Source organism: Nocardioides sp. (genome assembly GCF_035576065.1).
Taxonomy (GTDB): domain Bacteria; phylum Actinomycetota; class Actinomycetes; order Propionibacteriales; family Nocardioidaceae; genus Nocardioides.
Window position 1 is genome coordinate 87,382 of sequence record NZ_DATLWX010000024.1, and the last position, 12,534, is coordinate 99,915.

The window sequence follows — 12,534 nt, forward strand, 5'->3', positions numbered from 1 at the left end:
GTGAGCACCGAGCTGCCAGCCAATGTCTCTGGGGTCCCGCCTCTGTGGTCCGGCTTCTTCGACGATGCCGCCGTCTTCCCACCCGGCAACGCCGCCCTGCCTGATGCGGTCGCTGCCTTCCGGGCTCGCCAGGACGAGTGGTACGCCGACCTGGTGGCCTCCCTCGTCGTCACGGACGAGCGCGTGCCGGCCGTGGCGGACCCCGAGATCCCGCTCTCCATCGTGGTCACCGGGGGCGCCGGGGCGATCGCCGGTGCCCTGCGGCTCGCCGCCAAGGCCGGCAACCCGGTCGCCGGACTCGAGATCGCGCTGCGCGACCCGGACGACCTGGCGGGCAACGCCCGACGGGTGGTGGCGGCCGTCGACGCCGCTCGCGCCGACGGACTGCTCGACGACGAGACGCCGGTCTTCGTCGAGCTGCCTGCGGCCGACGTCACGCACGGCTGGGAGTCCGCGGCCGACGAGGTGGCGGCCGCGGAGCTGAGACTGAAGTTCCGCACCGGCGGGATGGAGGCACATCTCTTCCCCCGCGCGGCCCAGGTCGTGGCGTGGATCAACGCCGCGCTCGACCGGGAGGTGGCGTTCAAGTGCACCGCCGGCCTGCACAACGCCGTACGCCATCGCGACCCCGAGACCGGGTTCGAGCACCACGGCTTCCTCAACGTGCTCGTCGCGACGCAGCGACTCTCCGACGGGACGCCCGATCCGGTCGCGGACCTCGAGGAGCGCGACCCGCACGCGCTGCTCGACCGCGCGGCCGAGGTGGACCTCGCCAAGGCCCGCCGGTGGTTCACCGGCATCGGCTCCTGCTCGATCCTCGAACCCCTGACCGACCTGACCGCACTCGGACTGATGGAGCGACCATGACGGCGTCGACGACCTGGGTGGAGGGAGCTGCCGGCTCCCTCTTCGACCTGGACAACCTTCCCTACGGCGTGTTCACGCCCCGGGACTCGCAGGACGGTCCGCGCGTGGGGGTGCGGATCGGCGACCTCGTGCTCGACCTGGCGGGCATCAGTGAGGACCTCTGGTGGCGCTCGCCGTCGCTCAACGCCTTCATGGCGGCAGGCCCCGCACAGTGGGCCGCCGCCCGTGCGTGGATCACCGAGGCGCTGGGTGACGACTCACACCGGGAACGCACCGCCCCCCACCTCCACCCGCTGGACGCGGTCGACCTCCACCTCCCGATCGAGATCGGCGACTACGTCGACTTCTACGCCTCCCTGCAGCACGCCTCCAACGTCGGCCGGATGTTCCGGCCCGACCAGGAGCCGCTCCTGCCCAACTGGAAGCACCTCCCGGTCGGCTACCACGGCCGCTCCGGCACGGTGGTGCCCAGCGGCACCGACATCGTGCGCCCGTGCGGGCAGCGCAAGGCACCCACGGAAGACACCCCCACGTTCGGCCCGAGCCGGCGACTCGACATCGAGGCCGAGCTCGGCTTCGTGGTCGGTGTCGGTTCGGCCCTCGGCGGGCGCGTCGGCACCGACGCCTTCGCCGAGCACACCTTCGGGGTCGTCGGCCTCAACGACTGGTCGGCGCGCGACATCCAGGCCTGGGAGTACGTCCCGCTCGGCCCCTTCCTCGGCAAGTCCTTCGCCACCTCGATCAGCCACTGGGTCACCCCGCTGGCCGCACTCGACGCGGCCTGGACCGACCTCCCGGTGCAGGACCCGCAGCCGCTCGACTACCTCCGCGTGGACCGGCGCTCGGGCCTCGACATCGAGGTCGAGGTGCTGCTCAACGACACCGTCGTCTCCCGGCCGCCGTACTCCTCGATGTATTGGTCGCCGGCGCAGATGCTCGCCCACACCACCGTCAACGGCGCCAGTGTGCGCACCGGCGACCTGTGGGGATCGGGGACCATCTCCGGCGGCGAGCCGGAGCAGCGCGGCTCGTTCCTCGAGCTCTCCTGGGGCGGCGCGGAGCCCTTCACCGTCGGCGGCGTCGAGCGCTCCTTCCTCGAGGACGGCGACACCGTGACGCTGCGCTACACCGCTCCTGGGACGTCGGGCGGGCGGATCGCGCTCGGTGAGGTGACGGGTCTGGTCCTTCCCGCGACGGAGCCGAAACAGCCCTAGTCTGTGCCTGTGAAGCAGCTCGGTCAGTACCCACCGCCCCGGCACGTCATCGCGCACCTCTCCGACCCGCACCTGCTGGCGGGGGGCGCCCTGCAATACGGAGCGATCGACACCGAGGCGGGGCTGCGCCTGTCCCTCGAGCGGCTCGCAGCGGTCGACCCGCCGCCGCAGGCGCTGGTCTTCACCGGTGACCTCGCGGACAAGGGCGAACCCGCCGCCTACGCGCGCCTGCGCCAGATCGTCGAGCCTGCCGCGGCGGCGATGGGCGCCGAGGTGGTCTGGGTGATGGGCAACCACGACGAGCGGTCCGACTACGCACTGGGACTCTTCGACGAGGCGTCCGACGCCCCCCAGGACCGCGTGCACGAGGTCGACGGCCTGCGGATCATCTCGCTCGACAGCAGCGTGCCGGGCTACCACCACGGCGCGCTCTCCGACGACCAGCTGACGTGGTTGGCTGACGTGCTCGCCACGCCTGCCGAGCACGGCACCCTGTTGGCGGTGCACCACCCACCGATCCCACTGCCGATGCTCCGAGCGGCCGAGCTCATCGAGCTGCTCGACCAGGACCGCCTGGCGGCCGTCCTCGAGGGTTCCGACGTGCGGGGGATCCTCGCGGGCCACCTGCACTTCTCGACGTACTCCCTCTTCGCCGGCATCCCGGTCTCGGTCGCGTCGGCCAGCTGCTACACGAGCGACCCCGCACCGGTGGACCGCTTCGTGTCCGGGGTCAGCACGGGCCAGGCCTTCACGATGGTCCATGCGTACGCCGACCGGCTGGTCCACACGATCGTGCCCCTCGACACCGGGGTCGAGGTGACCGCCGTGGGCCTCGACATCATGGCGGCGGTCGAGGACCTCACGCCCGAAGAGGCGCGGGAGCTGGCGTCCAACAAGACGTCACCGTTCAACGCCCAGCACGAGCTCGAGGACAGCTGAACCTCCACGCGCTTGCGTGGAGGTCCAGCCATGTGTCGAGAGTTCGCGGATCAGGGAGCGACGAAGTCGCTCGAGTCGCCGGTGATGACGACGTAGAAGCGCTTGCGGACGCCGTCCTGGGTGACGCTGCCGTCGCTGTTGCGGGGGCTGACGACGACGTACTCCGGGAAGTTGGTGCCCGGAGGGGCGCAGGTGGTGCCCGGCAGGCCGCACTGGCTCACCGAGATCTCACCGGAGAACTCCGCGTTCATGTTGGGCGGGGGCGTCCGACCGCCCATCCCGCCGCCGTCCTGGTCAACGGAGTTCTGCAGGGCGATCGTGGAGATGATGCCGTTGTTGGTCAGGTCCTCGTTGGTCTCGATGTAGACGTTGCCGTTGGCTCGCAGGCCCGCCGGGTCGGCCGCGGTGGGTGCGAGAACCGGGTAGGCGGCCTCGACCTCGAAGCCACCCGACTGAGCGACGATGGCGCCGGCTGCGTTGACGAGCGCCCAGCGACCGACACCGGCCGGGCCCTGGATGCCGGCCGGGCCCCGCGGGCCAGTGGGAAGCTTGGCGAAGTCGCGAGGCTTGAGCGACTTGTCGCGGACGTCCATCGAGCCCAAGGAGCCGTTCTTGATGTCACGGCCCTTGAGGTTCTGGTCCTTGACGTCGACGGATTTGACGGAGTTGTTGCGAATGTTCTCAGAGCTGATGAGCCCGGCCGCCGCGACGGAGGTGCCACCGGTGGCGATGACGAGGGCGAGGATGGACACGGCCATGGACGGCGATGGACGCCGGAGCTGCGGAAGACGCATGAGATAAACCCTTCTCGGAGGTGTGGGCGCCGGGTGAGCACCTCAGAGGGTTCGGAGTGACCCTCGTCACGGATTGGTGCGCATCACAACCCGGAGTCCGACAGACCCGGATGCGTCCACTGCCGACCGGCGCGCAGCTCGTCGGTGGCGCCGGGATGGTGCCGGTCCAGATGGCTGATGGCGCGGCGGCGGTAGCGGAGGATCTGGACGATCCCGAGAGCCCAGAAGACGAACTGGACACTCATGGCCGCCCGGAAGTCGTCGCGGTCGTAGCTGCTCATGCCGCCCTGCTCACGCAGGTCGAGGACGACGCCCACCAGGGCCATCACCAGGAGCGCGCCGAAGAAGCCGCCGCCGTTGACCAGCCCGTTGGCGCGACCTGCGACCTGGAACGGGATGAAGGTGCGCGCCAGGTCGAAGCCGACCATCGACGCCGGTCCACCGGTCGCGGTCGCCAGCGCCATGAAGACGACGAGCGGCTTCGGAGCGGGTCCGCTCCAGGAGAGCACGGCCGCCCAGCTCACTGCCATCACCACCACGATCGTGAGGACGATCATCGAGCGGTGGAAGGGGTATCGCGCGACCAGTCCGGCCAGCACGAGACCGGTGACCACCACCCAGACCACCATGACGGTGATCAGCAGGCTGGCCTCGCCGCTGCTCCACCCCTCGCCGCGGACCAGGAACGGGAAGCCCCACAGCAGGGCGAACGAGTTGACCGCGAACTGCGAGGTGAAGTGCAACCACATCCCGAGCTTCGTGCCGGGGTTGCCCCACACCACCCGCACCGACTCGGCCAGCGCCCGCAGCTTCACGCGCACCACACCCTCGCTGAGGTACGGCGAGTCCTTGACCAGGACCAGCAGGGCCACCATCAAGAAGATGCCGACCGTCGAGCTGAGGGCGAAGCCCTTCGTCCAACCGAGGCGGTCCAGGGCCAGCGACAGCGGAGCCGCGGCGACGATCGCGCCGAGCTGGCCGGTCATCGCGGTCAGCTGGATGACGAAGGGTGTCTGACGAGCCAGGAACCAGGCGGTGACGAGGCGGATGACGCTGACGAAGATCATCGCGTCGCCAGCGCCGAGGAGCGCCCGGGCACACACGGCAGACGAGAAGGTGGTGGCGAAGGCGAACCAGAGCTGACCGGCCGTCATCATCACGAGCCCGGCGAGCAGCAGCTTCTTGGAGCCGTAGCGGTCGAGCAGGACGCCGACGGGGACCTGCAGTGCGGCGTACACGAGGAGCTGGAGGACCGTGAAGAGCGAGAGCTGCGCGGCGGTGATCTGGAACCGGTCGGCCGCGATGAGTCCCGCGACGCCGAGCGAGCTGCGGTTGAAGATCGCCAGCCCGTAGATCGCGAGCGCCACCGACCAGATCACCCAGGCTCGGCGCCTGCCGATGTCGTGGAGCTGGGTGGGGCTCATGGGAGCAGTGTGCTGGGCGGATGGTTCCGACCCACAGGTGGACCGTCCAGGAGTGTGCCGCCGGGACATTGTCCCCTTGTGATCGCTGGCAGGAAGGTAGAGCCATGACATCCACCACGAAGATGATGGCGACTCGCGGAGCGGTTCTCGTGCTGCTGACCGGCACCACGCTCCTCGGCCTCGCCGCAGGGCCTGCTGCACCTGTCCCGTCCTGGGGTTCGGGCCTCGAGGGCGTGGGACCGTGCGCCCGAGCGGACCGCCTCGAGGTCCGCGGCGCCGAGAAGCAGACGTTCGCGTGCCTCGACGACCTCACCACTGCAGGCACGGTCGTCTCGGGGCACACCAACCAGGCGGACTGGCGGGGACTTCATGCCCCCGGCACGACCAACCCCACCGGCGTCCCGGGCCTCCAGATCGACGGGTACTTCCCCGACACCTCGACGACCAACACCAACAACGGCTGGCAGCACGACGCGCAGTTCGTGATCCGCCTGCCCGAGGAGTGGAACGGTGGCCTCGTCATCACGGGGGCACCCGGCGTGCGCGGCCAGTACGCCAACGACTTCATCATCAGCGACTGGGTGCTCAGCAAGGGCTACGCGTTCGCTTCCACCGACAAGGGCAACACGGGTGCCTCGTTCTACCGCGACGGATCCGCGCCCGGCGGGTCCATCCGCGAGTGGCACCGCCGAGTCACCGAGCTGACCCGCGCCACCGCGCGCGTCGTGCGCTCGGCGTACGGCGACAAGGCCGACCGAACGTACATGGCGGGCATCTCCAACGGCGGCTACCTGACCCGGTGGCAGCTGGAGAACAACCCCCAGCTCTTCGACGGCGGCCTCGACTGGGAAGGCACCCTGTTCCGGGCCGAGGGGCCGAATCTGCTCACCTTCCTGCCGACTGCGCTCAAGCACTACCCGGCGTATGCCGCCACGGGAGACCAGCAGGCGCACGACGCGATGATCGAGGCTGGTTTCACACCCGGCTCAGAGTTCCTCTGGCCGTTCCACCACGCCTACTACTGGGACCTGACCCAGCGGATCTACCGCGAGGAGCTGGACCCGGAGTGGGACGGAGCCCTCGACGCCGGCGTGCCGTTCTGCACCAGCGGGACCCCTCATTGCGACGCTGACTACGACTATGACGACCGTCCCGCGGAAGTCGAGGACGCGGTCCGCTCCATCTCGCTGACCGGGAACATCAAGCGTCCGATGATCACCGTCCATGGCGACCTGGACACCCTGCTGCCGCCAGCGGTCGATTCCGACGTGTACGACCAGCTCATCGACGACGCCGGTCGGTCCCGGCTGCACCGCTACTACCTCGTCGAGGACGGCACCCACGTCGACGGCCTGTACGCGGCATACCCGGACCGCCTGCGGCCACTCCTTCCCTGCGCCAGGGACGGCTTCGACCTGCTCACGGCCTGGGTCGAGGAAGGACAGGCTCCGGCGCCCGACCGCTTCGTCCCGCGGCCGACCGGCGGCGACCTGGTGAACACCTGCAGTCTCTGATGCGTGGGTGACGCAGGACGGCCGGACCCGCGGGTCCGGCCGTCCTGGTTGTGGCAGATGAAGGATTCGAACCTTCGAAGGCATAAGCCGACGGATTTACAGTCCGCTCCCATTGGCCGCTCGGGCAATCTGCCGGTGCCAGGACCCGACTTGAGTCGGCCGCAGGCGAGACGAAACAATAGCGCAGGCACCACACCAGACGAAAACCGCCGGGAAGCCGGCCGAGGAGGAACCACCATGGCTGACGCGAGCTTCGACATCGTGAGCAAGCTCGACCGGCAGGAGGTCGACAACGCGCTGAGCCAGGCGGCCCGCGAGATCGCCAACCGGTTCGACTTCAAGGGCACCGGCGCATCGATCGAGTGGAAGGGCGAGCAGGCGATCGAGATCACCGCCTCCGCCGACGACCGCGCCAGCGCCGTGCTCAGCGTCTTCCAGGACAAGCTGATCAAGCGCAACCAGAGCCTGAAGATCCTCGACGCCTCCGAGCCCCGCCAGTCCGGACAGGTCTCCAAGATCGACATCGCCCTCAAGGAAGGCATCAGCTCCGAGGACGCCAAGAAGATCTCCAAGCTGATCCGCGACGAGGGGCCCAAGGGCGTCAAGGCGCAGGTCCAGGGCGACGAGCTCCGGGTGACCTCCAAGAAGCGCGACGACCTGCAGGCGATCCAGCAGCTGGTGAAGTCGCAGGACTACGAGTTCGCGGTGCAGTTCACCAACTACCGCTGATTCACGCTCAGGAACTGGCCAGAGTCCGCACAGAGTCCGCAGGATCGGCCGTGGCCGCCATCAGGTTGGCGGCCGCAGCCCTGGTGCGGTCCTCCGCCTTCGGCCACAGGTGGCTGTACACATTCAGGGTGATCGACGCCGAGGAGGGACCCAGCGCGTGCTGAACGGTCACGACATCGCAGCCGTCGGCGATCAACCCGGACGCGAAGAAGTGCCGTAAGTCGTGCAGCGTGAACGCGTCCATGCCTACCTTCGCCCGCAGGTTTCGCCACTGGTTGCCGGCACTGTTGCGGTTGTACACGTAGCCGTTGAGGGAGAACACCCACCGCTCCTCCCCCATCGGCGGGCACTTCTCGAGGTGAGCGGCCAATACCGTCACGAGATCGTCGGGGAGGTAGACCGTCCGAGCCGACTCGTACTTGGGCGAGACCTCGACAGTCTTTGCGTTGACCTGGCCCTGGATCTGACGCTGGATCGACAAGGTCCGTCGGAGGAAGTCGACGTCACCCAACTGGAGACCTGCCGCCTCCCCCAGTCGAAGGCCGGCGAAGGCGCACACGGCGACGAAGCCGTGGAAGCTATCCGGCGCCTCCTGGAGCGCCGCGCCGACCTGCTCAGGCGTCGGGAGCTTGATCCTTCCCTCAGACTTGGCGACACGCGGCGGGGAGATCCCCGCCGTCGGGTCCTGCCGGATCACCCGCGCCTTGACGGCCGCGAGAAAGGCCATGCGGACGTAGTTGTAGCGGGTGCGCCTGGTCGATGCTGCGAGCCCCTTCTTTCGCTTCGGCCCCGGCTTGGTCATGGCCTTCATCCAGGCCTCGACGTGAAGCTCGGTGATCCGGCTCATCGGCACGTCGGCGAAGGTGACCGACGCCAGCGTCATGGTTGCCGTCTCGGCGGTGCCGTCAGTCCAAGTCTGCGCCTCCGACCAACGCCTGAACCACTGCCCGAAGGTGACCTTCCCAGCCGCCGGGTCGACATAGTCACCTCGGACAACAGCGGCCGTGACTTCATCGAGCCAGCGTTGGGCATTGGCCTTCTTGACGAAGTGCCGGGCGTGCTCCTTGCCTGCCTCGTCGCGGTAGCGGGCGCGATAGCGCTCGATTGTGACCGTCGTCTCCCTGCCGGACTTCTTGTCCAACACGACGCGCGTCGAGATGCGCTTGCTGATGCTGGCCATGTCTCATCATGCGCCCGGTCCACCGACAATTCACAGGGCGACGACTGCCTCCAAGGTTGGCCATGACCGACAATCGCTGACTGCGAACGGGCCTGACTTTCTGGTCGCCGTAACGGGATCCTTGGGTCCTTGCGGTGGTCTACGACACCGCGGCCGCCGCCGGCTCCGATCACCGCAAGCGGATCGGCATACGGGACGACCCGGGCGCCTGGACCGAGCCTCGCCAGGCACCCTTCCTGGGTCAATGGAACAAGTAGCCGAGATCCGTGCGCGCTCAGCCGCTCGACGACGCTCGTGTGGGGGCCGCAAAGATGGACGGGCATCCCTGCCACGCGTACGCTGTAAATGCGGCCGTGTTTTGTAGGCCGACAATCGTTGCCCTAGACCCGGTAACCCTGAGGTTTCCGGGGAGCCGAAATGCCGGCACCGAGAGTAGCTCGCCCGCTCCAGTCCGACTCGAACCGTCCGTCGACGATCCCTGACCCTGCGGCATGGTCCCCTCCGCCCGATGCCGTGGGTGGACTGCACGTTACTGTGCGTCCCGACGGTGACATCGACGTCGTTGTCCTGGCTGGCGAGCTGGACATAGCGACGGCGCCCGCGATGTCGTCCGCGATCGACCGGCAGCTTATTCAGGGCCGCAGCCGCATCGTTCTGGACCTCGATGCGGTCACGTTCTTCGACGGGCGCGCGATCGACGCAGTGATCACTGCGACGTGCGCTGCAGCCCTGGCGGGTGGCAGGCTCTTAGTGACCCACAACCCCCGCTTCATGGCCTTGCTCAAGCTGACGTGCGAGACGCACCGCGTCAACGTGACCGAGGGACTCCTGACCGCCGCTCCCCAGTTACGAGGCCTACCATCGGAAACGCTGCTCACTCGCGAGCAAGCCGGTGCCGTCCATGCCAATCGCGCCGGATCGGTCGATGAGGGGAGCGACCTCGCTCGCGACGAACAGCTCCCTGCTCTGTTGAAGCGGTCGGGGGAGGGTGATGAGTCCGCCTTCGCGGCCGTCTACGACGCCACCGCTGCTCGAGCTTATGGCTTGAGTGAGCGTCTTCTTCACGATCCCGCCCTTGCATCGGATGCCGTCCAGACGGCATACCTGCACCTATGGGAGCAGTCGGCGCGCTTCCAGCCGACGCACCGCAGCGCCATCTCGTGGATCCTGTTGACCGTCCGACGATGCTCGGTCGCCAGAATGCCTCCGACGGTCGTCCGCATGCCGACGAATTTGAAGATCCCGATTCTGATCGGTCCAGCATCCCCAGCACTGGGGATGCTCCCCCCGATCCAGCGGCGGGTCGTCGATCTGGTCTACTTCGGGGGGTACACCCACACGGAGGCCGAGGAGATGCTCGATCTGCCTATCGGGGACGGGGGGACTCAGATCCGCGAGGCCCTCATGGCGCTCGGCGATCTGAGAAGGCCCCTGCAGACCCCGGGCATGGAGGGAGCCCCAACATGATCTGCGAGTTGTTTCGTTGGGATCCCGCCCAGAGCATCGGCGCTGCGGCCCACCTCCCGATTCCACAGGAACGCATAACGTCCCGGTCCACCAAAGCGAATCTTGAATGTGAGGGTCCAATGACGGTGTCGCCTCAAGAGATGAGGAAGCAGCTCAACGCCGCAGTGGTGGGTTCCGTCGCTGGTGTCCCGGCGGCGAACGAGCTATGCCTTGCCAGCGTCGAGCTGTTTGGGGTGGACGGCGCCGCGGTGTCCGTGATCTATGAAGGGTCTTCGCGCGGGACTTTCGGCTCGAGCAGCGAGGCCAGCCGTCGACTTGACGAATACCAGTTCACCTTTGGCGAAGGGCCGTGCCTCGACGCGGTGGCCACCCACGAGGCGGTATTGGTGACCGACCTTGATTCGTCCGAGGAACGTAGGTGGCCCGCCTTCGCTGAAGCGGCCCTGGACGAAGGGGTTCGGAGCGTCTTCGCGCTGCCGATCATGATCAGCTCCGTCTGTGTCGGTGCGCTCGACCTGTTCCGCGACACGCCCGGACCCCTGGGCAAGGACGAACTTGCGGGGGCCGCCATAGCCGCTCAACTGGCTTCGCTGACCCTGCTCGACCTCATCGCAAACGATGCCTCTGACTCAAGCCCCTCATCCCCGAACAGCGACGACGTGACGTCCGGCGACGAGGACGCATTCGGGCTGCTTGCCGACATGGACCGGATCGAGGTCTACCAAGCGACAGGCATGCTGATCTCCCAGCTCGACGTGGGGCCCGCCGAAGCGCTGGTTCGCCTACGAGCTCACGCCATTGCCACCAACCAGACCGCTCGCCAAGTCGCGGTTGCCATCCTGGAGCGCATACTGATGCTGGAGCGAGACGACCACGATGGAATCAACAGGAGTAGTCGATGACAACCGACCGCGCTGATCGAAGAGAACGCGATGTGGTTCGAGCGTTCGTCGACCTGTCCACCGAGCTGGTCAACGACTACGACATGCTGGAGATGCTCGCGAACCTTACGACTCACTGTGTCTCCCTTCTAGATGTCGGGTCAGCGGGCCTACTGCTGGCCGATGACCGGGGCGTGCTGCAATTGGCTGCTGCGTCCTCTGAGCGCACCCAGCAGTTGGAGCTGTTCCAGCTGCAGCGAGACGAGGGCCCGTGCCTGGACTGTTACCGGGACGGCGCGGCCGTCTCAGTCCCGGACCTTGAGGCGGAGCAGGAGCGTTGGCCCCAGTTCTCGAGGGCGGCCCTCGACGCAGGATTCAAGTCCGTTCATGCCGTTCCCATGCTCCTCCGCGGCGATAGCCTTGGCGGTCTCGGGCTGTTCGGCGACAGCGTAGGAACGCTTGAGGACGACGACCTCGATCTCGCGCAAGCATTGGCGCACGTTGCCTGCGTCGCCATCGTCAACGAGAAGTCAGCAGCGGACCGCACGACAGTCAACACCCAACTTCAACATGCGCTCACGAGCCGAATCGTCCTGGAGCAAGCCAAGGGCGTCATCGCGCACTCTGGCAACCTGGAGATCGACGAGGCTTTCACCGTGCTTCGACGCTATGCCCGAGAGCACGGGTTGAAGCTCGGAGCGGTGGCCGCCGACGTGGTCAGCCGCAGGCTCCGCGCGGAGACGCTCCTGAAGCACTCTCGAGCGGCAAACAACGCTCGCTGATCGCTCGGGCTCGTTCGTCGATCACAATTTTGGAGTGATCCTCGCTGGCTCGAGCGAGGGGTAGCTTGGCGCCGGCTATCCATTGTCAACAGGTCTCCGTTTGAGGCCGTCATCGTTGCCCCGGACCCGGCAACCCATGCAGTTAGGGGTGTTCATGCCACAGTTGAAGGTTGACCGAATTTTCAACGGGGCCAAGACGTGGCGGGCGATCTCGTCCAACGCTGCGACTGGAGCGGGGCGAGTACCTGTCACCGACGGGCTTGGTGACTCCGATTCTTCGCATGCGCGGATTCGCGCCGGACTCCTGGGGCTGGACGATCGGGCGGTTACGTGGAGCGTGGTTCGGGGAGCGGCAGCTAGCGGTCATTCCGTGGGATTCACATCGGCACCTCGCGTAGCGCGGCCGGCCGGCTGGGTCGCCTATGACGAGGGGCTGACTCGCCGCGAGTCGGAGGTCCTGGGCCTGATCGTTTCCGCTGCGAGCAATCGCGAGGTCGGCAACCTTCTCTGTCTGAGCCCAAACTCCGTGAAGAGCTACATACGGTCGATCTACCGCAAGATTGGCGTGAGCAGCCGCTCGCAAGCGGTCTTGTGGGGCCTCGAACAGGGTTTCGGCGTCGAGCATTCATAGCCTTGTCGCTACGACGAAGGGCTATGAGCTGGCCCTAATCGCGCTCGCTGTGGTGAGTTGCGATACTGAGCGCTTGCGGATCGGGCGTAGGCAGTGACTTCTCGTCCCGGAG

At 67.4% G+C, this 12,534-nt stretch carries 12 protein-coding genes and 1 tRNA gene; 9 read left to right on the forward strand and 4 right to left on the reverse strand.

Translation table 11 applies throughout. From position 1 onward, the window contains the following. From VNJ48_RS12255 to VNJ48_RS12265, 3 genes are read left to right on the forward strand one after another with little or no spacing between them, the layout of a single operon-like run. Positions 1 to 867 (forward strand): hypothetical protein, encoded by an 867-nt coding sequence (locus VNJ48_RS12255; protein WP_325602460.1) that lies wholly within the window; start codon positions 1 to 3, stop codon positions 865 to 867. Next, positions 864 to 2,081, forward strand: coding sequence for a fumarylacetoacetase (gene fahA, locus VNJ48_RS12260; RefSeq protein WP_325602462.1), 1,218 nt, complete (start codon positions 864 to 866; stop codon positions 2,079 to 2,081). The genes VNJ48_RS12255 and fahA overlap by 4 nt, the downstream gene beginning before the upstream one ends. A gap of 9 nt (positions 2,082 to 2,090) precedes the next feature. After that, positions 2,091 to 3,020: a phosphodiesterase gene (locus VNJ48_RS12265; RefSeq protein ID WP_325602463.1), complete on the forward strand. Its 930-nt coding sequence runs from the start codon at positions 2,091 to 2,093 to the stop codon at positions 3,018 to 3,020. A gap of 50 nt (positions 3,021 to 3,070) precedes the next feature. Here VNJ48_RS12265 and VNJ48_RS12270 read toward each other — a convergent pair whose 3' ends face one another. Further along, on the reverse strand, positions 3,071 to 3,814 hold the full coding sequence (locus VNJ48_RS12270) for a hypothetical protein (protein ID WP_325602465.1): 744 nt from the start codon (positions 3,812 to 3,814) through the stop codon (positions 3,071 to 3,073). A gap of 83 nt (positions 3,815 to 3,897) precedes the next feature. Continuing rightward, positions 3,898 to 5,238 (reverse strand): MFS transporter, encoded by a 1,341-nt coding sequence (locus VNJ48_RS12275; RefSeq protein WP_325602467.1) that lies wholly within the window; start codon positions 5,236 to 5,238, stop codon positions 3,898 to 3,900. A gap of 104 nt (positions 5,239 to 5,342) precedes the next feature. Between VNJ48_RS12275 and VNJ48_RS12280 the strand changes: the two genes are divergently transcribed. After that, complete coding sequence (locus VNJ48_RS12280) at positions 5,343 to 6,752, forward strand: tannase/feruloyl esterase family alpha/beta hydrolase (protein WP_325602469.1); 1,410 nt, start codon at positions 5,343 to 5,345, stop codon at positions 6,750 to 6,752. Between the two features lie 51 nt (positions 6,753 to 6,803). Here VNJ48_RS12280 and VNJ48_RS12285 read toward each other — a convergent pair. Then, positions 6,804 to 6,886, reverse strand: a tRNA-Tyr gene (locus tag VNJ48_RS12285). Between the two features lie 103 nt (positions 6,887 to 6,989). Here VNJ48_RS12285 and VNJ48_RS12290 point away from each other — a divergent pair. Next, positions 6,990 to 7,481, forward strand: a complete 492-nt coding sequence (locus tag VNJ48_RS12290) for a YajQ family cyclic di-GMP-binding protein (protein ID WP_325602471.1) — start codon at positions 6,990 to 6,992, stop codon at positions 7,479 to 7,481. Between the two features lie 7 nt (positions 7,482 to 7,488). Here VNJ48_RS12290 and VNJ48_RS12295 read toward each other — a convergent pair whose 3' ends face one another. After that, positions 7,489 to 8,661: a site-specific integrase gene (locus tag VNJ48_RS12295; RefSeq protein ID WP_325602473.1), complete on the reverse strand. Its 1,173-nt coding sequence runs from the start codon at positions 8,659 to 8,661 to the stop codon at positions 7,489 to 7,491. Between the two features lie 534 nt (positions 8,662 to 9,195). Here VNJ48_RS12295 and VNJ48_RS12300 point away from each other — a divergent pair. The 4 genes from VNJ48_RS12300 to VNJ48_RS12315 all read left to right on the forward strand — a co-directional run bounded on the left by VNJ48_RS12300 (position 9,196) and on the right by VNJ48_RS12315 (position 12,422). After that, positions 9,196 to 10,128 carry an STAS domain-containing protein gene (locus VNJ48_RS12300; RefSeq protein ID WP_325602475.1) on the forward strand — a complete coding sequence of 311 codons (933 nt, stop codon included), beginning with the start codon at positions 9,196 to 9,198 and terminating at the stop codon, positions 10,126 to 10,128. A 140-nt stretch (positions 10,129 to 10,268) separates the two neighbouring features. Next, positions 10,269 to 11,030, forward strand: coding sequence for a GAF and ANTAR domain-containing protein (locus VNJ48_RS12305; RefSeq protein ID WP_325602477.1), 762 nt, complete (start codon positions 10,269 to 10,271; stop codon positions 11,028 to 11,030). Further along, complete coding sequence (locus VNJ48_RS12310; protein WP_325602479.1) at positions 11,027 to 11,791, forward strand: GAF and ANTAR domain-containing protein; 765 nt, start codon at positions 11,027 to 11,029, stop codon at positions 11,789 to 11,791. The genes VNJ48_RS12305 and VNJ48_RS12310 overlap by 4 nt, the downstream gene beginning before the upstream one ends. Positions 11,792 to 11,945: 154 nt before the next feature. Continuing rightward, complete coding sequence (locus VNJ48_RS12315; RefSeq protein WP_325602515.1) at positions 11,946 to 12,422, forward strand: helix-turn-helix transcriptional regulator; 477 nt, start codon at positions 11,946 to 11,948, stop codon at positions 12,420 to 12,422. Positions 12,423 to 12,534 lie beyond the last annotated feature (112 nt).

Coding starts and splice junctions, on each gene's coding strand:
- fahA (WP_325602462.1), top strand. CDS start 864: ATGACGGCGTCGACGACCTGGGTGGAGGGAGCTGCCGGCTCCCTCTTC.
- VNJ48_RS12270 (WP_325602465.1), bottom strand. CDS start 3,814: ATGCGTCTTCCGCAGCTCCGGCGTCCATCGCCGTCCATGGCCGTGTCC.
- VNJ48_RS12275 (WP_325602467.1), bottom strand. CDS start 5,238: ATGAGCCCCACCCAGCTCCACGACATCGGCAGGCGCCGAGCCTGGGTG.
- VNJ48_RS12280 (WP_325602469.1), top strand. CDS start 5,343: ATGACATCCACCACGAAGATGATGGCGACTCGCGGAGCGGTTCTCGTG.
- VNJ48_RS12290 (WP_325602471.1), top strand. CDS start 6,990: ATGGCTGACGCGAGCTTCGACATCGTGAGCAAGCTCGACCGGCAGGAG.
- VNJ48_RS12295 (WP_325602473.1), bottom strand. CDS start 8,661: ATGGCCAGCATCAGCAAGCGCATCTCGACGCGCGTCGTGTTGGACAAG.
- VNJ48_RS12305 (WP_325602477.1), top strand. CDS start 10,269: ATGAGGAAGCAGCTCAACGCCGCAGTGGTGGGTTCCGTCGCTGGTGTC.
- VNJ48_RS12310 (WP_325602479.1), top strand. CDS start 11,027: ATGACAACCGACCGCGCTGATCGAAGAGAACGCGATGTGGTTCGAGCG.
- VNJ48_RS12315 (WP_325602515.1), top strand. CDS start 11,946: ATGCCACAGTTGAAGGTTGACCGAATTTTCAACGGGGCCAAGACGTGG.